Origin of the sequence: Noviherbaspirillum denitrificans (assembly GCF_002211445.1) — a bacterium.
Lineage (GTDB): Bacteria > Pseudomonadota > Gammaproteobacteria > Burkholderiales > Burkholderiaceae_D > Noviherbaspirillum > Noviherbaspirillum denitrificans.
Map to the genome: position 1 here is coordinate 3467579 of NZ_LSTO01000001.1, position 19191 is coordinate 3486769.

Below are 19191 nucleotides of genomic sequence, written 5' to 3' on the forward strand. Positions count from 1 at the left end.
TACCGCTCGATCCGCTGCTGCCGCTCGAGGACGACGTACCTGGGCCTGTCATGCCGGAAGCGCCGCTGCCCGACGTGCCGCCGCTTGTCGAATCGGATGTCGCACCCGAAGGACGGGTACTGCCGCTTGCGTTGTCGGATCCGGATGTCCCGGACATGCCGGTACTTCCTGATGTGCCCGATGTGCCTGACGTTCCCGACGCATCGGTAGCGCCGCTAGCGCTCGTGCCGCCCGTTCCCGAGGAGCCGCTGCTGTCGGTCGATCCGCCGCCCGACCCGCTGCTTCCGGATGAACCGCTTGACCCGCTTGTGCCATAGGTGCCGCTGCTCCCGCTATTTGCACCCGAAGCCGCGCCACCGCTCATCGTGCTGCCGGTACCGCTGGATGTCCCTGTCGCCGCGGGACTGTCCGAACTCATGCTGCCGCCCCGCATGCTGCGTTCAGGGGTGGTGGATGAGGTGGAACTGCTTTGCGCCAATGTTGCCGTGCTCACCCCGAGCAATGAAACAAGAACTGCGATCGGTAGCTTCTTCATGCTTCCTCCTTATACGTAACCAGTTGAATTGCCTCAGCAAATTGCAGAAGGTAAGAACTTAGACTCCGATCGCCCCGTCGGTTCGACTTTCTTTTCGGCAGAACAGCCCCGGCTATTGAGCAAACGCGAACAGCCTCGCCGCGCGCGAAACTTTTCCCATGCAACGCTTTCGCACACCAACGCCCATGCCCAACACGTCCGACCATGCAGGATCAACCAACCCCAGCCGCCGAGCATGCCGGCACGCCACAGAAGGTGATCGGCCTCAGGGAAGCGATCGCCATCATCGTTGGCATCGTTATCGGAGCGGGCATTTTCAAGGCACCGGCCCTCGTTGCCGGCATGACAGGCAGTGCGACATGGATGTTCTCGGCATGGCTGCTGGGCGGAGCGATTTCGCTTGCGGGGGCGCTGTGCTATGCAGAACTTGCGACCGCCTATTCGCATACCGGCGGCGACTACCATTTCCTGCGCCGCGCCTACGGACGTTCGGTATCTTTCCTGTTCGGATGGGCGAGGTTCTCGGTCATCACGACCGGCTCGATCGCGCTGCTCGCCTTTGTCTTCGGCGATTACATGCATGAACTCATGCCCCTGCCCGCGCTGGACAAGACAATCAGCGAATCCGCCTACGCCGCGCTCGCGATAGTCGTGCTGTCGTGGATCAATCTGCGCGGCACGTACTCGGCCGCCGCCACGCAATCATGGCTTACCGCGCTCGAAGTGCTCGGACTGCTGCTGATCGCCGCTGCCGCCTTCGTCACACCTGGTCAGGCGGCAGCCGCCCTGCCCGCGCCCGGACAGTCGCCGCCCGCGGCCGCTTCGCTGGGCATGGCCATGGTCTTCGTGCTGCTCACCTATGGCGGCTGGAACGAAGCCGCCTATATCAGCGCCGAACTGAAGGATGTCCGCCGCAACATGGTCCGGTCCCTGGTCTGGTCCATCTTCATCATCACCTGTCTCTACCTGCTGGTGACCTGGGCCTACTGGAAGGTGCTGGGCATTGAAGGCGTGGCGCGCTCGGATGCCGTGGCAGCCGACGTGTTGCAGGCCGCGTTCGGGCAAAGCGGTGCGCGGTTGATCTCGGCCATCGTGGCGGTGTCCGCGCTGACCTCCATCAATGCGACCATGATCGTCGGCGCGCGGACGAGCCATGCGGTCGGCCATGACTGGCCGGTACTGTCGATGCTCGGAGCCTGGGACGGCCGGCGTGGCACGCCGGCCAACGCCTTGCGTATCCAGTGTGTTGCGGCGCTGCTGCTGGTCGCAGTCGGTACCTGGACCGGCAGCGGCTTCAAGTCCATGGTCGAGTTCACGGCGCCGGTGTTCTGGCTGTTCTTCCTGCTAGCGGGGATTTCGTTGTTTGTGTTGCGCAGGCGCGAACCAAGCGCAGAGCGCCCATTCCGGGTACCGCTCTATCCGCTGCTGCCCGCGCTGTTTTGCGCGACCTGCGCGTTCATGTTGTGGTCCAGCCTGTCCTACGTCTACAGCCAGTCCCTTGGCGGCCTGAACGCCGCGTGGATCGGGGTAGCCGTGCTTGCCGCCGGGCTGGTCCTGTTGCTGCTGATGCGTTCCCGTCACGACGAACGCCGGCGGTCCGCTTTCCGTTCCATTTCCTGAGGAGACGTCGATGAAACGCCCCAATCGCCCCCACCCGCATGTGCTCGGCCCCGCCTTCGCGGCAATACTGCTCGCCGCGTTGATGGCCGTGACCGGATCGGCCCTTTCGCAGCAGGAGCAGCCGGCGCGCAGGCCGGACGTTCCCTATGTGCCGACACCGCAACCGGTGGTCGACAAGATGCTCGATATTGCCGGAGTGGGAAAGGATGATGTGGTCTACGACCTCGGCTGCGGGGATGGCCGTATCGTCATTACGGCTGCCAAGGAACGCGGCGCCCGCGGCGTCGGCATCGACCTCAACCCCCAGCGGATCGCGGAGGCCAAGGCCAATGCCGCCTCGGCCGGTGTAGAAGGCAAGGTGAAGTTCATGGTGGGCGACCTGTTCACGGCCGATTTTTCGGAGGCAAGCGTTGTCACGCTTTACCTGCTGCCGGACGTCAACCGCGCGTTGCGCCCGCAGCTCTGGAAACAGCTGAAAGTCGGGACACGCGTGGTGTCCCATGACTTCGACATGGGCCCGGAATGGCCACCCGAAAAGGTCGAGCGCATCGGGGCAAAGACAATCTATTACTGGACCATTACTTCCGCGCAGAAGAGGGCGATTGCCTAGTCTTCATCTGGCGCCTGCCACAGAGCAAATCAGGCAATAAGCAGGGCCTGCCGCTGTTCCGCATGAACCACCGGGATTGGCGGCAGTCCACCGGCCGCATGCAGGCCTGGATCGCGGCTGAGTTTGAATACGCCCACGGTTTGGGCGAGCTTGTCCGCCTGTTCATGCAGACTTTCCGTCGTCGCCGCCAGTTCTTCGACGAGCGCCGCATTCTGCTGCGTGGTGGTGTCGATCTGGCCGACTGCCAGCCTCACCTGCTCGATGCCGGTGCTTTGCTCCTGGCTGGCTGAGGTGATTTCGCCCATGATGTCGGTCACGCGTCGAATGCCGTCGACCATCTCATCCATGGTTTTGCCGGCCTGCTGCACCAGCTTGCTGCCTATTTCGACCTTGCCGGTGGAATCGTCGATCAGTTGCCTGACCTCCTTTGCGGCTGCGGAACTGCGTTGCGCGAGATTGCGCACTTCGGACGCCACCACGGCAAAGCCACGGCCCTGTTCGCCAGCGCGGGCGGCTTCGACCGCCGCATTCAGCGCGAGGATATTGGTCTGGAAAGCGATACCGTCGATCACGCTGATGATGTCGACGATCTTCTGCGAGGCAGCGTTGATCTCTTCCATGGTCGATACCACCTGGGACATGACCTCGCCGCCGCGCAGCGCGACGGCGGAAGCAGACTCTGTCAGCTTGTTGGCTTCGACTGCATTCGCCGCATTCCTGTGCACGGTATCGATGAGCTCTTCCATCGACGCCGTGGTCTCTTCCAGCGAGCTTGCCTGTGATTCGGTGCGCGACGACAGGTCATGGTTGCCGTCCGAAATCTGGTGCGACGCATTTGCGACGGCAGCGGTCGCGCTGCTGACGTTCGACATGATGCCGTGCAGGTTGCCGATGAAGCGGTTCAGCGAATCGCCGACGGTCGAAAACTCACCGGCGAGCGGCGGCAGGCGATAGGTCAGGTCCGCCTCGCCCGAATTCATCGAGTCGACAGCACGCACCACCTGCCCGATGCTTCCGAGGATGCTACGCCCGATCAGAAAGGACAGGACCCCGAGGCTGGCCAATGCCAGCATCAGCACGCCGAAGATCAGTTGCTGCGCGAAAGTCGCGGCATCACCTGCGGCGTTCGCCGCTTCGGCAGTGTTCTTTTCGATCATCTCGCTCAGCGCCTCCATTTCCGCTTCCAGCTGGCTGAAGGCCTGCGTGAATTTCGGCATGCGTTCGTCAAGCCTGGCCGGTTCGTCAAAGGCGGCGGCAACCATGGATTGGCTTTGTTGGATATAGGCGTCCACTGCGGGCGCGGTCCCTGCGATGGCTTTGCCGATCTCGCCGGACAGTCCGAGGGCGGCATTGTCCTTGAGCGCCTTGCGGAAGGTGTCGACGTGCTCGGCAAGATCCTTTTCGATTGCCTTGCGCCGCTCCGACTGCCCCTTGCTGCCCGCGAGCGCCGCCGCGAGAACGTCGCCACGCAAGGCATCATGCATCATGTCGGCGGCCATGTGGTTACGCATCGCCTCGGTGCCGATGGCGTTGCGCCGCGCGGCATCCACCATCTTGCGCACAGTAAGCCCGCCAGCTGCGCCGATGGCGACAAGGAAGACAATGCTGACTGCCGCCAATCCCATGAGGCGTGTTCTGATGTTCATTCTTTTTCCCCCGAAATAAATAGGCGCCTTCCGCCGCGGGATGGGCGGAAATATGCGCGAACCGTCGGGCAGGCGCGGCCGGACCGGTTGCTGGCACCGTACTCAGGTTCGCGTTACTTGGGGGTCGGGCAATGACCGACAGCAGCAGAATCGCCGGGTTCGGGGGCATCGAGGAGGTGCGGCTTGATCTAAAGCAAATTTCGTACCGAAAATGATCAACGCCGGCATGGGGCGTCGCAGGCCATTGAACACTTGTTTTTCCTGCAATCGGGAAAACCAGAAGTCACAAATCCCGGTCGCGGGAAAGAGTCGGGCCGCAAGAAGTTAATTAACAGCCAACTTTTTATCCCGCTCCAGCATGTTCTTCAGCTCATCCACCGGAACGGCATGGCTGAACAGGTAGCCTTGCATTTCGTCGCATCCGTTATCCCGCAGGAAGGCAAGCTGTTCTTCGCTGGACACGCCCTCGGCCACCACCGCCAGCCCGAGGCTGTGTCCAAGCGAAATGATGGCGCGGGCGATGATGGCGTCGTTCGGGTCGTTGCCGATGTCACGGACAAATGATTGGTCGATCTTCAGGCGGTCGACCGGAAAACGCTGCAGGTAGCTCAGGCTGGAGTAGCCGGTGCCGAAATCGTCGATCGCCAGGTGCACGCCCATATCCTTCAGGTCATGCAAGACCTTGATGATTTCTTCCGGGTTCTGCATGACCAGGCTCTCGGTCAGCTCGAGTTCCAGCAGGTTGGCATCCAGGCCGGAGGCGACCAGCGCTTCCCGGACTGTGGCAACAATGGTCTGCGGCTCGAACTGCCGCGCCGAGATGTTCACCGCGACCCGCATGGGCCGCAGCCCCGACTCCTGCAGCGTCTTGTGGTGCGCGCATGCCGTGTACAGCACCCATTCCCCGATGGGAACGATGAGTCCGGTCTCCTCTGCGAGGGGGATAAAGGTGGACGGCGATACAAGCCTCCCCTCGTGCGCCGGCGTCCATCGGATCAGCGCTTCCGTCCCGGCGATCTTCCCGGTCCGCAGGTCGATCTTGGGCTGGTAATGCAGGACAAACTCGTCGTCGTCCAGCGCCTGGCGCAACTTCGATTCGAGCGACAGGCGTTCGGTGGCACGGCGGTTCATTGCGGGCGTATAGAACTGGAAGTTGTTGCGCCCGCGCTCCTTGGCGCGGTACATCGCCACGTCGGCATTCCTGAGCAGGGTGTCGACATCGCGCCCATCCTTCGGAAAAAAGCTCAGTCCGATGCTGCAGCTGACGAAGAACCGGTGTCCCTCGATATCAAACGGCCGCTCGATCGTCGTCAGGATCCTTTCCATCAGGCTGGCGACCGTTTTTTCATCCTTCTGCCCGAGCAGCACGAACGCGAATTCGTCACCGCCGTAGCGCGCGATCGTATCCTGTCCCCGCAGGCATCCGACCAGGCGCCGCGCGACCTGCTTGAGTAACTGGTCACCAATGTTATGGCCCAGGCTGTCGTTGATGAACTTGAAGTTGTCCAGATCAAGGAAACCGACCGCCACGGACGCGTCGAAAAGCTGTGCGGTGGCGATGCCTTCCCGTATGCGTTCCTTGAGGAGGCTGCGGCTCGCGAGGTCGGTCAGCGTGTCGACATTGGCCTGCCGCTCCAGCTCCTTCTCGTAATGCTTGATCTCGGTGATGTCGTTCAGCACCCCGACAAAATGCGTCGCAATGCCGTCCGCGCCGCGCACCGGCGCGATATGGACATCGTTCCAGAACAGTGCGCCGTCCTTGCGGTAGTTGCGCAGCAGGACAGACGCTTCCTCTCTGCGCAGGATGGCAGAACGCAAGGCGGCGACGCCTGGCTGTTCGGTATCGTCCTGCTGCAAGAAACGGCAATTGCGTCCGATGGTTTCCGGCAGGGGATAGCCGGTAATGCGCTCGAACGCCGGATTGGCGTACTCGATGTTGCCCTCCAGGTCGGTGATGATGATCGCGTTCACGCTCGCCTGGATCGCCCGGTTGCGCAGGCGCAGGGTTTCTTCGTCGAGGCGGCGCTGGGTGATGTCGAGGCCCATGCCGCTGACGCACAGACGTCCGTCCAGCGTAATCCGGGCACCGTTGAAGTAGTACGGAATCCGCTTGCCATCCCGCGTGCACAGGTCGGCTTCCACCGCCGCGCTGCCGTTTTGCAGCACATCGGCAATCCGCCTTTCGACAAGGCTCCTGTCATTCTCGCTATCGAAAAAGTCCAGGGCATGCGCCCTGGCCATCTCTTCGCTCGTATAGCCTGCCACCTTTTCGAAGTTATGGTTCCATCGCAGGAAGCGGCCTTCCTGGTCGAATACATAGACGATGCCGGGCAGGCTGTCGATGATGTCCTGCGACAGCCTCGCCTCCCGCGCACGGCGTTCGAATTCATCCTGCAGGACGGCATTGGCCCGGTTCAGCTCCGACGTGCGCTCGGCGACGCGGTACTCGAGATTGCGGTGGGATGCGTGCAGCGATGCTGCCGCGCTGTCCCGCTCGGCAACCGCCTTCGTGAGTTCATCGAGGTTCCTGTGCAGTTCCAACTGGGCCACGACCTGCCGGCTCAGCACCCGCAGGGCCGTCATTTGCAGCTCCGACAGGTCCCGCGGCACACGGTCGAGGACGGCCAGGCTACCCAGCCTGACGCCATTGCGGGCGATCAACGGCGCCCCGGCATAGAAGCGGATATATGGCGCCCCGGTTACCAGGGGATTCTGGGCAAATTCCGGGTCTGCGCAAGCATCGTGCACGACAAATACCTCGTCCTGCTGGATTGTGTGGCGGCAGAACGCGATATCTTTCGGCGTTTCGCTGACGTCGAGTCCGATCCGCGACTTGAACCACTGCCGGTTTTCATCGAGCAGGGACATGATCGCCATCGGCGTGTCACAGATCTTCGCGACGAGCGTCACCAAGTCGTCAAAGCGCGACTCTGGTGCAGTGTCCATGATGCGGTACTGCGCCAGCGTCTCCAGGCGGATACCGTCGGCAAGAAACCCTTCAGAGCTAAAGTCCTGCATTTCAGACATCCGAAGCCGTTAAATCCAGTTCGACGCACCCGTATTCCAAACGTTCGCACTGCTTTGGGGAGCGCTTCCAGAAAGAAACCGGATATTGATCCTGGTATACGCGACGGCTGTTTATGCGTGTAAGCTGTTTGACATTGTTACCAGAAATGCTTCAACCCGAAGCTCCGCATCTCATGAATACCGAAGTCATCGACACCCTGATTTCGCCGGAAGGCCGGCTCGATATCCTTTCCAAGGCCGAAGTCGCCAAGCTGCTCGATACGAGCCAGGGCGGCCTGTACTCGATCTTCCGCAATTGCTCGCTCGCCGTCCTGAACTGCGGCAATGCCCTCGACGACGGCAAGGAGCTGCTGGAGCGCTACAAGTCGTTCGATATCAGCATCATCCAGCGTGAGCGGGGAATCAAACTGGATATCAAGGGTGCGCCGGCCAATGCCTTCGTCGACGGCAAGATGATCAAGGGCATCCACGAACACCTGTTCGCGGTGCTGCGCGACGTCATCTATGTCAACGACGAGATCAACGGCAATCCCAAGTTCGACCTGACGACGACGGAAGGCGTGACCGACTCAGTCTTCCACATCCTGCGCAACGCCGGCGTGATGCGCCCGATCACCCACCCCAACCTGGTTGTCTGCTGGGGCGGCCACTCGATATCCCGCCAGGAATACGACTACTCGAAAAAAGTCGGCTACGAGCTTGGCCTGCGCGGCCTGGACATCTGCACCGGCTGCGGGCCGGGCGCGATGAAAGGCCCGATGAAGGGCGCGGCCGTGGCGCATTCCAAGCAGCGCATTTCCACCGGACGCTACCTCGGCATCACCGAGCCCGGAATCATCGCCGCCGAATCGCCGAATCCTATCGTCAACGACCTGGTCATCATGCCGGACATCGAAAAGCGCCTCGAGGCCTTCGTCCGCACCGGCCATGGCATCGTGGTTTTCCCCGGCGGCGCGGGGACGGCGGAGGAGATCCTGTACGTGCTTGGCATCCTGCTGCATCCGGACAACGCCGCACAGCCCTTCCCGCTCATCTTTACCGGACCGGAGAGCGCCAAGGATTATTTTATCCAGATCGACCAGTTCATCGGTGAGACGCTCGGACCAGAGGCGCAGAAGCGCTACAAGATCATCGTCAATGACCCGCAGCTCGTGGCGCAGGAAATGCATGCGGGGATCAAGGCAGTGCGGGAATTCCGCAAGGAACGCAGCGACGCGTACTACTTCAACTGGACGCTGAAGATCGACCACGAATTCCAGATGCCCTTTGCGCCGACCCATGAAAACATGCGCAACCTGCACCTGCACAAGAACCAGGAACGCCACCTGCTCGCAGCCAACCTGCGGCGGGCGTTTTCAGGCGTAGTGGCGGGGAATGTGAAGGACCAGGGCATCCGTGCCATCGAACAGTACGGCCGCTTCCAGATCCACGGGGACAGGAGCATCATGGAACCGATGGACGCCCTGCTTGCGTCCTTCGTCGCCCAGCATCGCATGAAGCTGCCGGGCAAGAAGTACCATCCCTGCTACGAAATCATCAAATGACGGGATAAGACGGGAGCCTCAGGATGGCTGCGTCCTGCGGAATCAGATGGATGTGCCTGTTCAGGCAGCGTGCATGAAGCGACCGAGTTCCATGTCCGACTTCATGATGTGGCGAACCAGGCCAAACTCGATGAACTTGGCCACTTCCATCGGCAGGTTCGGGTAGCCGTCCATGAAGCGCCGGTGCAGGTCGTTGACCTTTTGCATCAGCAGCGCGTGTTCGCGCTTGTGCGCCTCGAGCGCCGGAAAACCGATTTCCTGCATCAGCGCTTCTTCACGGGCGAAATGTCCGCCAGTGTGTTCGATCAGTTCGACCAGCACTTCGCCGACGATGGAGTACTCGGGCTCTTCTTCCGTGATTTCCGCCTGCAGGCGGCGGGCGGTGTCGAAAATGTCCCGGTGGTCCGAATCGATCAATTCGTTGCCGATCGCAAGATCCTGGGACCAGGAAATCTGCAGCGACTCAAGTTCTTTTTTGGCGATAGTGTCAAGCATGGTGACCTCGACGTTATGTCCTCGGTGAATGCATTTAATCACCGCGCACACCATGGGGAAAGCCGCAGATCCGATTCCGTTGATGGAGGTCAAGATGCCATGACGGCAGAAGGGCTATATGCCGGGGAATCCTTGCCAGCGACAGGCGTAAAATACGGTCTGCCGTTCCTCCTGCCGCCCCATGACCATCCTGCTTTCCACCCTGAATGCCCGCTTCGCCCATGCTTCGCTCGGCCTGCGTTACCTCATTGCCAACATGGGCGACTTGCAAGGCGATACCCGCCTGCAGGAATTCGTCATCGGTGCAAAGACGACCGAAGTCGTCGAGCGCATCCTCGCATACCAGCCGCGTATCGTAGGGCTTGGCGTCTATATCTGGAATGTCGAGGAATCGACAAGGGTCGTGGCCATGCTCAAGCGCGTGGCACCGGAAATCGTCATCGTGCTTGGCGGTCCGGAAGTCTCGCATGAAACCCAGGAGCAGCACATCGCCCAGCTTGCCGATTACGTGGTGACCGGATGGGGCGAAGCGACCTTCCCGCAGCTATGCCGGCAGATCCTGAATGGACCGAAACCGCTGATGAAGATCCACGCCGGCGTGCAGCTGCCGATGTCGGAGATCAAACTGCCCTACGCGCTGTACGACGACAAGGACATTGCGCACCGCAACCTGTACGTCGAAGCCTCGCGCGGCTGCCCGTTCAAGTGCGAGTTCTGCCTGTCCTCGCTCGACAAGACTTCGTGGCCGTTCGACCTCGACGCATTCCTCGCCGAGCTGGAAGCGCTGCATGCGCGCGGCGCCCGCCTGTTCAAGTTCGTCGACCGCACCTTCAACCTGAACATCAAGTCCAGCCTGCGCATCATGCAGTTTTTCCTCGACAAGCTGGCGCAACATCCGGACGACCCGGTGTACGCGCACTTCGAGGTCGTCCCCGACCACCTGCCCGACGCGCTGAAGGAGGCAATCCGGAAATTCCCGCCCGGCACGCTGCAGCTGGAAATCGGCATCCAGACCTTCAACCCGGAGGTACAGGCCATCATCAGCCGCAAGCAGAACGACGAGAAATCAGCCGCCAATATCCGCTGGCTGTGCGAACAGTCGCATGCCCACCTGCACGTGGACCTGATCGCCGGCCTGCCGGGCGAAGATATCGACAGCTTCGCCCGCGGTTTCGACCGCCTCGTCGCAATCAAGCCGCACGAAATCCAGTTCGGCATCCTCAAGCGCCTGCGCGGCACGCCGGTGATCCGGCACACCGAGGCGTACAAGCTGGTGTTCGACCCGCATCCACCCTACACCATCCTCAGCACTGACCGCATCGGCTTTACCGACATGCAGCGGCTGGTTCGCTTTGCGCGCTACTGGGACATGATCGCCAATTCAGGACGTTTTGCGAACACGCTGCCGTTCGTGCTGGGCGATGCGCCATTCGAACGCTTCATGGCCCTGTCCGACTGGCTCTACGCGCGTACCGACGCCACGCACCGCATCGCGCTGGACCGGCTGGCGGCGCTGGTGGGGCAATGGCTGCAGGAGCGCGGACATGACGCCGCGCAGGTCGCGTCGCTGCTGGGCAGCGACTATGCCGGACAGGCGAACATGCAGCACATCAAGGTGAAGTCGAACAAGGAACGCTCGGACGTGGCGAATCCGCGCCAGACGCGGCACATCGCGGCGTAGTTTTTTTCGCTTGACCCGGGAGCGCCATTCCGCGCCGGCAGGCAGCGGTGTCAGGGTAGGATTGGAATTCTCTTTGTCCGGGGACCATCCATGCGTTTTTCAGAAGACAGGCTGTCCAGGCTCGCCTGCAGCGACAAGGTCGAGCGCGCCATCCACATCTGGGAACCTCCCCGGACGCGCGCCGTCATCCTTGCCATCCACGGCGGAATGGCGCATGCGGGCGACTACGTTACGCCGGCACTATGGTTCCGCGACAAGGGCTTCGCCACCGTCAGCTACGACATGTGCGGGCACGACGGCAAGAAACGTGTCGACATCCCCGGCTTCCACTCTTACCTCGACGACGGCGAGCGCTTCCTGAAATGGGTGAAGCGCCACTACCCCGGCCTGCCGGTGTTCGTAATGGGGCATTCGATGGGCGCGCTGATTGCTACCCGCCTTGGCCTGGAACGCATTCCGCACGATCCGGCGATCATGGGCTTCATCCTGTCGTCGCCGTACTATGTCAACGCGATCAAGGTGCCGGCGGTGCTTCTCAAGCTGTCGAACGTGCTGGCCAGGCTGTTCCCGACGGCCAGGGTGCCGCTTGAATCGCTGACCCACATGCTGACGCACGACCAGGCGATCACGAAGCGGCATTACGAGGACGAGAAGGACAATATCCGCGCCACCGAAGTCAGCTTCCGGTTCGCAAAATCGCTGCAGGCAGCCCAGGAAGGGCTGGCCGGGAAGATGCCGTCGTGGCGCTATCCGGTGTTTGCCGTCGTCGCGGGCGATGACAAGCTTGCCGATGCACGCGCGTCGGAATCGATGCTCAAGAGCATCGACGCGTCACTGCTCGAATACCGCTTTCATCCACACAACTTCCACGAAAATTTCAACGAACTGAACCGCGAGGAAACCTTCGCCGACATCCTGGGCTGGCTGGAAATCCAGCTGGCTACGGCGCAAACGCGCTGTCAGACAGGCTGAACGGATAAGACACCTTCTCGATGACTGAAAACCCGGTGTGCTGCCCCATCGCGTAGTGCTCCTCGCGCGCCGCATGCAGGCGGCCATCGACGGTGCGGTAATCGGCGTAGACGGTGGCAAATTCCATCGTCCCCTCGCCCATCCGGTAAATCCCGCGCGAACGCAGGATGCGCCCGCTTTCGGGATCGACCTCCACCACCAGCCTGAGCTGCTCTTCCAGGGGAAATTCGATCGCATGTCCCGGCTTGCCGCCGTCTGACGACACCGGACCGAGATCCACCAGCGTCGAGCGTTTCGCCAGCATGTTCCAGGGCAAGGCAATGCGCGCGACCTGGAGCATGATTGCCCCGCGCAGCATGGGATTGGCCGGTGCGCCTTGTTGCCAGGCCTTGTCACCCAACAGGATTCTTGCCTCGCTGCCCGTGCTGTAGTCGATCCGGATGCTGAAGCGGTCCGGCGCCTTGTACTGACGCAACAGCTTGCCTTCGCCGCGCCGGAACGAAGTGGTCTTGCCCTCTTCTACGAGCGCGGCCGGCGGGGTCGCGCCGTACGCGGAAGCAATCTTTGCGAGAAGGGCTTGCGGCGGCTCAGCCGCAAAGGCGGAAGCGGTGAGCAATGCGGCCAATGGCACGATCGTGTGAACGGAAAATTTCAAGACGCACTCCTGCAGAAGGTTTCTCCGGCCACGATATCTTCGGCCCGGGCCAGCGTCAATGCGGCAACAAAAACCAACGCGCGTGTTTATTGTCAGACAGCTTGTCTTCATTTCGTGCGACGCAACCATGCCCTGTCCCGACTGCCAGGCCCTCGAAGGCGCCAACGTTTCCGTGTCGCCCCATGCCAACCTGTTGCTGCACTCCGACGCCGGCATCAACTTCGGCGCGACTGCAAGCGGCCATGTCGAATATTACGTCTGCAATACCTGCGGCACGACCTGGGAGCGCATCCGGGCGCGAAGCGAAAAGGACGCCGAATGGCGGCACGCAGCAAAACCGCTCGGGTAGTGCATGCGGACCTTTGAGGTCCCGCAACAAGCCGACGCACATTCCCTGCGCACGGCAAATATCCGTGACGGAAGCGCAGGCATCATCGGTGCAGGCAGGACCGCGCGGCGGTGCTGCAGTGAATCATGAGGCGAGCCTGCATGGAACCGACCACCACCACCGTTTACGAAAACACCATCCCCCCTTTCGTCGAGCCGGAGCTTGATGCCCTGTATGGACACGTCTTCTCGTCGCTGAAGCAGTTTCGCGTCTATGACGGCATCGACAACGCCATCCATACCTATGTCGCCCGCACCGGCGGCAAGACGGATGCCATCATCCTGTTCCGCATCGACGGCCGGCGCGCGCAAGTGCTCAACGAACAGATCGCGATGGAAGCCGGCGATATCAACCGGTTTGCACGCCATGTGTTCGACAATTGGCATCACATCGACCTGATCCGATTTCCGGCCATCCTGGCAGGTGGCGGGCTCGCCTACCCGCACCAGCAGTTCTACCGCACGGAAGACATTGTGCTGGCGCTCCCGCCGACGCCGGACGAATATCTGGCCGCACTCGGCAAGGCGACGCGCAAGAACTTCAAGTACCACAGCAACCGGCTCAAGCGCAATTTTCCAACGCTGAGCTTCGAAGTCTGGACCGATGGCGCCATCCCCGAATCGTATGTGCACGACATTTTCGAACTTAACCGCGCGCGCATGGCGACCAAGAACAAGGAATCGGAAATCGATGACGCGGAAACCGGTCGCCTGGCACGACTGGTGCGCGAGAGCGGCCTGGTGAGTGCGATGCTGCTCGACGGCCGCGTGGTCGCGGGTACCGTATGCAGCCGCATCGGCGCCAACTACTTCATGCACACCAATGCGCACGATCCCGCCTACGACGACGCCCGCCTCGGCAAGCTCTGCTGCACGATGACGATCCTGGATTGCATCGCGCGCGGCGGGAAGGAATTCCACTTCATGTGGGGCCGCTTCGAGTACAAGTACCTGCTGCTGGGCGTGCAGCGCGACTATGACGAACTGACCGTTTACCGCTCGCCGGCACGCATGCTGCTGCACGGTGCGTCAGCCGTCCGCATCGCCTGCAGCGGCTACTCGCGGGAATGGAAGTTCCGTCTGCTCGACCTCGCCAACAAGCCGGAGGAAGGCAGCCTGCTGCTGCGCGGCGCGGCGCGCTCGCTGAACTTCCTGCGCACGCTCAGGCAAACGGGTTTACGCGGTGCGATACTGCGGCATTAATCGGCTATCCGCCGGCGGAACATCCATTGCCGGTCGGTCGATGCGCCCTCGTCGAACGCATAGCCTTCCGCATCGAAGTCCTTCAGCTTTTCCGCCTGGGTCAATCCCTTGGCGGCCGCATAGCGGGCCATCAGCCCGCGGGCGCGCTTGGCATGGAAGGAAATCACCTTGTACCGGCCGCCCTTCCAGTCCTCGAACACCGGCGTGATCACTTCCGCATCGAGCAGCTTTGGCTTGACGACCTTGAAGTACTCTTCCGACGCCAGGTTCACCAGCACCTTGCACTTGTGCGTTGCCAGCGCCTTGTTGAGCGCCTCTGTGACACGACCATCCCAGAATGCGTACAAATCCTTGCCCCGCGCATTGGCAAGCCGGGTGCCCATTTCGAGCCGGTAGGGTTGCATCAGGTCGAGCGGACGCAGGGTTCCGTACAGGCCGGACAGGATGCGGACATGGGACTGGGTATAGGCCAGCTGCTTGGGCGTGAGCGTCTTCGCGTCGAGGCCTTCGTAGACATCGCCGTTGAAGGCGAGGATGGCCTGGCGCGCGTTCTTTTTCGTGAACTTGCGCGACCACTCGCCGAACCGGGTCACGTTCAGCACGGCCAGCGCATCGGAAATCCCCATCAGCCCGGACAGGTCGGCCGGGGAAAACTTCTTGAGCATGCCCACCAGCTCCGCCGCATCCTCGATAAAATCGGGAAGCGTGTGCTCGTCGGTCGTCAAAGGTGTGTCATAGTCGAGGGTTTTCGCGGGCGAGAGAACAATCAGCATGTCAGACAAAATCCGGCAGAAAGAAAATTTGCGGCAATGATACCGAAACGCATCGTCATCGACACGAACGTCTGCCTGGACCTGTTCGTCTTCCGCGATCCGCGCTGGGCGGCGCTGCTGGCCGCGCTCAAGGACGGCAGCGTCAGGGCCGTCACGCGCGACGACTGCCGGAAAGAATGGATGATCGTGCTCGACTATCCCCATCTTCCGCTCGACGCCGATTCCCGTCCGCGTGCACAGGCAGAATTCGATGCGCTCATCGAATGTCTCCCGCAAGATGCCCTGGCCAGCCACGGCGACATCCCGCTACCGGTCTGCAAGGATCCGGACGACCAGAAATTCCTTGAACTGTCCCGCGATGCGGGCGCACAGCTCCTCATTACCAAGGACAAGGCGCTGCTGAAACTGGGACGGCGGACGGCGCGCGCCGGGCTGTTCGAGATCATTCCGCCGGACAAATGGCTGTCCATCCCCGGACTTGGCTAAAATGACTTTTTTGTCCGACTTTCATTGCGCATGAATACGCCCATGTCTCCCGCCCTTTCCGCCGCTGTCCAACAGGCCGTACTGCAGTCCCGCCTGCCCAAGGTAGGCACGACGATTTTCACTGTCATGTCGGCACTCGCCGCCGAAAAAGGCGCGGTCAACCTGGGCCAGGGATTCCCGGATTTCGATTGCGATCCCGCGCTGGTGGATGCGGTGACACAGGCGATGAAGGCGGGTTTCAACCAGTATCCGCCTATGACGGGCGTCCCCGCCCTGCGCGAAGCGATTGCTGCCAAGATTGCCGCCCTCTATGGCTATGCGTATGACGCGAACACCGAAATCACCATCACCGCCGGCGCCACGCAGGCGATCCTGACGGCGATCCTCTGCTGCGTCCATCCGGGCGATGAAGTGATCGTGATCGAACCGGTCTACGACAGCTATGTCCCGTCGATCGAACTGGCCGGTGGCACGCCCGTGTTCGTGCAAATGGAAGTCGGCCCGGACGGCTATTCCGTGCCGTGGCAAAAGGTCGCCGCGGCTGTCACGCCGAAGACTCGCCTCATCATGATCAATTCGCCGCACAATCCGACCGGTTCGGTGCTGCGCGATGCCGATATACGCGCACTGGAAGACATTGTGCGCGGCACGAACATCCTGATCGTCTCAGATGAAGTCTACGAACACATGGTCTACGACGGCGCACGCCATGAATCGGTGTGCCGCCATCCCGAACTGACCGCCCGCTCGTTCGTGATTTCAAGCTTCGGCAAGACCTACCACGTCACCGGCTGGAAGGTTGGCTATGTTGCCGCTCCAGCGGCGCTGACCGCGGAATTCCGCAAGGTCCACCAGTTCAACGTTTTCACCGTCAACACGCCGGTGCAACATGGCCTCGCCCGCTACATGGCCGATCCGGCGCCCTACCTCGATCTGCCCGCCTTCTACCAGCACAAGCGCGACCTGTTCCGCGACGGCCTGGAGTCCACGCGCTTCCGGCTCCTGCCTTCGGACGGAACCTACTTCCAGTGCGTCGAATACGCCGCCATCTCCTCCCTGCCGGAAGCCGATTTCGCCAAATGGCTCACGACTGAAATCGGCGTCGCCGCGATCCCTGTTTCTGCCTTCTACAACCAGCCGAAGGAGTCCGGGATTGTGCGCTTCTGCTTCGCCAAGAAGGATGAAACCCTGCGCCTCGCCCTTGAGAGATTGGCAACAACTTGAAAATTGCTCCTGTTTTCTAAAAATCTGGAAATCTCGCCTATTTCCTAAATTTCCTAAAAGTAACGAAGGTTTTGCCGTTAATATCAGCAATACAAATACAATCCGGGCGACCATGAATCCCCGAGTATCAAAACAACAATAAATACCCGTCATTGCAAGCCTGTTAGAGGAGAGAGGCAGCATGATCGATCAGCGACGCCTGAGCATGGCCGACATTATCGTGGGCGAGCCATTGCCTTGGGACGTATATGGGTCTGGAAACAAGCTGCTGCTGCGGCGCGGGCAAGTCGTTGTCAACGCGCGCCAGGCGGAAGAACTTGTTTCCCGCGGCCTGTTCGTCAATGCAGGCCAGGAAGACCGCGCGGCACAGGCCAGGAAGGAAGCCAAGGCCGCCGCCACGCGCGAAGTCCCCTCCGCCCTCCGCCTCATCAACCTCGCCAACAAAAGGCTGGAACGCCTGCTCTACAACGTAGCCAACGAGCCCGATGCCGAAGCCAAGTTCGTCGAAGTGGTCAAAGCGCTGGAGTACGCGCTCAACATCAACACCGATGTCGCCGTGGCGAGCATTTTCCTCAACCAGGCCGCCAGCAAATACGCGGTGCGGCATTGCATCGATTCCGCCCTGATCGCCTGCATCATTGCGCGGGCCATGAATAAATCCCGAGAAGAAACGCAGCAGCTCATGGCGGCCGCCCTCACCATGAATATTGCAATGCTGCGGTACCAGGACGGGCTGCTGACCCGGCAGGATCCGCTTTCCGAAAAGGAGGCCGAACTGATCCGCTCGCACCCGGCACAAGGCATCGAACTGCTCAAGCAAGCCGGCATCGCACACGCCGACTGGCTCTCCTACATCCTGCTGCACCACGAAAACGAGGATGGCAGCGGATATCCGGGCAAGAAGGAAATCAGCGCGGTCCCGCAGAATGCGCGCATCCTTGCCTACGCGGACCGCTATTGCGCCTCCGTCTCGACCAGGAAGTACCGCAAGTCACTGCTGCCCAGCGCCGCATTGCGCGATGTGCTGATCGCCAAAGGCAAACCGGCCGACCCGATGCTCGCCGCCTACTTCATCAAGGAACTCGGCACCGCGCCGCCAGGAGCGTTCGTGCGGCTGCAGAATGGTGAAATCGGCGTCGTTACGCGGCGGGGAATAGCCGCCACCACGCCTGTCGTCCATACCTTCATCGGTCCGCGCGGCGCGCCCCTGTCCTTCCCCATCCAGCGAGACACGAGCAAGGAACTGTATGCGATCAGGGACGCGCTCTCGAGTGAGCAGGCAATGCTGCCGTTCAGCATGCAGCAGCTGTGGGGCGAGGAAGCGGCCTTGTGATTATTTGATCCGCTTCATCATCTGTTCCTGGTTCGCCTTGCGATCGGCGTTCACGCGCTGGACTGTCGCGCGTTCGCCCAGCATCTTCGTGTACTCGCGCACTGGCAGGTCAGCAAGTACGTCCTCGCCGTAGATGATCTTCGAAGTCATGCTGATGATCGGCAAATGGAACACGCCGGCACAATCGGCCATCGTGAATTCCGCACCCGCGACATACGGCGAAAATTTCGCCAGCTTCGCAAACGCCTTCGCGTTCCGGGTGAGCAGTTTCTGCGTGCGCGCCTTGACCTCGTCCGACACCTTCCCGCCGAAATACGCTTCCGCGTACAGATCGCGCGCCACGAGTTCCAGGTGCAGCTCCATGAAGGTAATCAGTTCCCGCACCTTCGCCGCGGAAAAGGGGTCGGACGGCAGCAGGGGCTTTTCCGGAAAGGCGGATTCGAGGTAATCAATAATGACCTGCGACTCGCACAATCTGCCGTGCTCCGTTTCGAGGAAAGGGATCTTCCCGAGCGGCGAGCGTGCAAGCAATTCCGGCGAGCGGTCGGTCCAGACCAGCTCTTCCTCGAACGCCACGCCCTTTTCAAGCAACGCGAGCTTGACCTTGTTGTAGTAGTTGCTCCCTGCGAATCCGCAAAGTTTCAGCATGCTGTCTCCTGTCATTTTTTATCGAGGCGCTCAAGCTTACCGCAGCACACGGAACGCTGCAGGCGCATTTCGGCAATAATACGGATTGACTCGACCATTTCGCCCCCTGCCAAAATCATGTCTGCTGAACTCCAAGCATCACGCCGCGACACCACGCTGATCCTGACCCTGTCCAATCCCGGGGCGCGCAATGCACTGCACCCCGACATGTACGCTGCGGCCATCGAAACCCTCTCGACTGCTGAACGCGATGAATCCGTGCGCGCTGTCATCCTCACCGGCGCCGACCAGGTGTTCTGCTCTGGCGGCAACCTGAACCGCCTGCTCGAAAACCGTAGCAAGGCACCGGCGG

At 61.3% G+C, this 19191-nt stretch carries 18 protein-coding genes and 1 pseudogene; 13 read left to right on the forward strand and 6 right to left on the reverse strand.

Annotated features, from left to right (window positions below):
• The 4 genes and pseudogenes from AYR66_RS16750 to AYR66_RS16765 all read left to right on the forward strand — a co-directional run.
• Window positions 1-317, forward strand: a pseudogene (locus AYR66_RS16750) (hypothetical protein); the annotation flags it as partial.
• Window positions 318-554: a hypothetical protein gene (locus tag AYR66_RS16755; RefSeq protein ID WP_088708451.1), complete on the forward strand. Its 237-nt coding sequence runs from the start codon at window positions 318-320 to the stop codon at window positions 552-554.
• A 185-nt stretch (window positions 555-739) separates the two neighbouring features.
• Window positions 740-2155 carry an APC family permease gene (locus tag AYR66_RS16760; RefSeq protein WP_088708452.1) on the forward strand — a complete coding sequence of 472 codons (1416 nt, stop codon included), beginning with the start codon at window positions 740-742 and terminating at the stop codon, window positions 2153-2155.
• A 10-nt stretch (window positions 2156-2165) separates the two neighbouring features.
• A complete protein-coding gene (locus tag AYR66_RS16765; RefSeq protein WP_088708453.1) occupies window positions 2166-2765 on the forward strand; it encodes a class I SAM-dependent methyltransferase in 600 nt (199 codons plus the stop codon).
• A 29-nt stretch (window positions 2766-2794) separates the two neighbouring features.
• Here AYR66_RS16765 and AYR66_RS16770 read toward each other — a convergent pair whose 3' ends face one another.
• Both AYR66_RS16770 and AYR66_RS16775 read right to left on the reverse strand, forming a co-directional pair.
• The gene (locus AYR66_RS16770) at window positions 2795-4411 is read right to left on the reverse strand and encodes a methyl-accepting chemotaxis protein (protein ID WP_088708454.1); all 1617 of its coding nucleotides are present in this window, start codon (window positions 4409-4411) and stop codon (window positions 2795-2797) included.
• A gap of 324 nt (window positions 4412-4735) precedes the next feature.
• A complete protein-coding gene (locus tag AYR66_RS16775; RefSeq protein ID WP_170942176.1) occupies window positions 4736-7429 on the reverse strand; it encodes a sensor domain-containing phosphodiesterase in 2694 nt (897 codons plus the stop codon).
• 182 nt (window positions 7430-7611) lie between these two features.
• On the opposite strand from AYR66_RS16775, the gene ppnN reads away from it, so the two are divergent.
• Window positions 7612-8982 carry a nucleotide 5'-monophosphate nucleosidase PpnN gene (gene ppnN, locus AYR66_RS16780; RefSeq protein WP_088708456.1) on the forward strand — a complete coding sequence of 457 codons (1371 nt, stop codon included), beginning with the start codon at window positions 7612-7614 and terminating at the stop codon, window positions 8980-8982.
• Window positions 8983-9042: 60 nt separating this feature from the next.
• Here the strand turns inward: ppnN and AYR66_RS16785 are convergent, their stop codons facing one another.
• Window positions 9043-9477, reverse strand: coding sequence for a bacteriohemerythrin (locus AYR66_RS16785; protein WP_170942177.1), 435 nt, complete (start codon window positions 9475-9477; stop codon window positions 9043-9045).
• Between the two features lie 181 nt (window positions 9478-9658).
• Here AYR66_RS16785 and AYR66_RS16790 point away from each other — a divergent pair, with 181 nt between their 5' ends.
• Window positions 9659-11158, forward strand: a complete 1500-nt coding sequence (locus AYR66_RS16790; RefSeq protein ID WP_088708458.1) for a B12-binding domain-containing radical SAM protein — start codon at window positions 9659-9661, stop codon at window positions 11156-11158.
• Between the two features lie 90 nt (window positions 11159-11248).
• On the forward strand, window positions 11249-12130 hold the full coding sequence (locus AYR66_RS16795) for an alpha/beta fold hydrolase (RefSeq protein ID WP_088708459.1): 882 nt from the start codon (window positions 11249-11251) through the stop codon (window positions 12128-12130).
• On the opposite strand, the gene AYR66_RS16800 is transcribed toward AYR66_RS16795, so the two are convergent.
• Window positions 12099-12785: a hypothetical protein gene (locus AYR66_RS16800; protein WP_206047204.1), complete on the reverse strand. Its 687-nt coding sequence runs from the start codon at window positions 12783-12785 to the stop codon at window positions 12099-12101. The two genes, AYR66_RS16795 and AYR66_RS16800, sit on opposite strands and share 32 nt — an antisense overlap.
• 127 nt (window positions 12786-12912) lie before the next feature.
• On the opposite strand from AYR66_RS16800, the gene AYR66_RS16805 reads away from it, so the two are divergent.
• Both AYR66_RS16805 and AYR66_RS16810 read left to right on the forward strand, forming a co-directional pair.
• Complete coding sequence (locus AYR66_RS16805; protein ID WP_088708460.1) at window positions 12913-13134, forward strand: hypothetical protein; 222 nt, start codon at window positions 12913-12915, stop codon at window positions 13132-13134.
• Window positions 13135-13274: 140 nt separating this feature from the next.
• The gene (locus tag AYR66_RS16810; protein WP_170942178.1) at window positions 13275-14375 is read left to right on the forward strand and encodes a GNAT family N-acetyltransferase; all 1101 of its coding nucleotides are present in this window, start codon (window positions 13275-13277) and stop codon (window positions 14373-14375) included.
• On the opposite strand, the gene yaaA is transcribed toward AYR66_RS16810, so the two are convergent.
• Window positions 14372-15148: a peroxide stress protein YaaA gene (gene yaaA / locus AYR66_RS16815; protein ID WP_088708462.1), complete on the reverse strand. Its 777-nt coding sequence runs from the start codon at window positions 15146-15148 to the stop codon at window positions 14372-14374. The genes AYR66_RS16810 and yaaA overlap by 4 nt on opposite strands.
• 36 nt (window positions 15149-15184) lie before the next feature.
• Here yaaA and AYR66_RS16820 point away from each other — a divergent pair, with 36 nt between their 5' ends.
• From AYR66_RS16820 to AYR66_RS16830, 3 genes are all read left to right on the forward strand, one after another.
• A complete protein-coding gene (locus tag AYR66_RS16820) occupies window positions 15185-15634 on the forward strand; it encodes a putative toxin-antitoxin system toxin component, PIN family (RefSeq protein WP_088708463.1) in 450 nt (149 codons plus the stop codon).
• A gap of 42 nt (window positions 15635-15676) precedes the next feature.
• On the forward strand, window positions 15677-16858 hold the full coding sequence (locus AYR66_RS16825; protein WP_088708464.1) for a pyridoxal phosphate-dependent aminotransferase: 1182 nt from the start codon (window positions 15677-15679) through the stop codon (window positions 16856-16858).
• A 181-nt stretch (window positions 16859-17039) separates the two neighbouring features.
• Entirely contained in the window at window positions 17040-18191 is a 1152-nt protein-coding gene (locus tag AYR66_RS16830) for an HD-GYP domain-containing protein (protein WP_088708465.1), read from the forward strand.
• Here the strand turns inward: AYR66_RS16830 and AYR66_RS16835 are convergent, their stop codons facing one another.
• Window positions 18192-18839, reverse strand: a complete 648-nt coding sequence (locus tag AYR66_RS16835) for a glutathione S-transferase family protein (protein WP_088708466.1) — start codon at window positions 18837-18839, stop codon at window positions 18192-18194.
• Window positions 18840-18956: 117 nt separating this feature from the next.
• Between AYR66_RS16835 and AYR66_RS28955 the strand changes: the two genes are divergently transcribed.
• On the forward strand, window positions 18957-19191 hold a 235-nt coding region (locus tag AYR66_RS28955; RefSeq protein ID WP_170942320.1), incomplete at its 3' end, for an enoyl-CoA hydratase-related protein.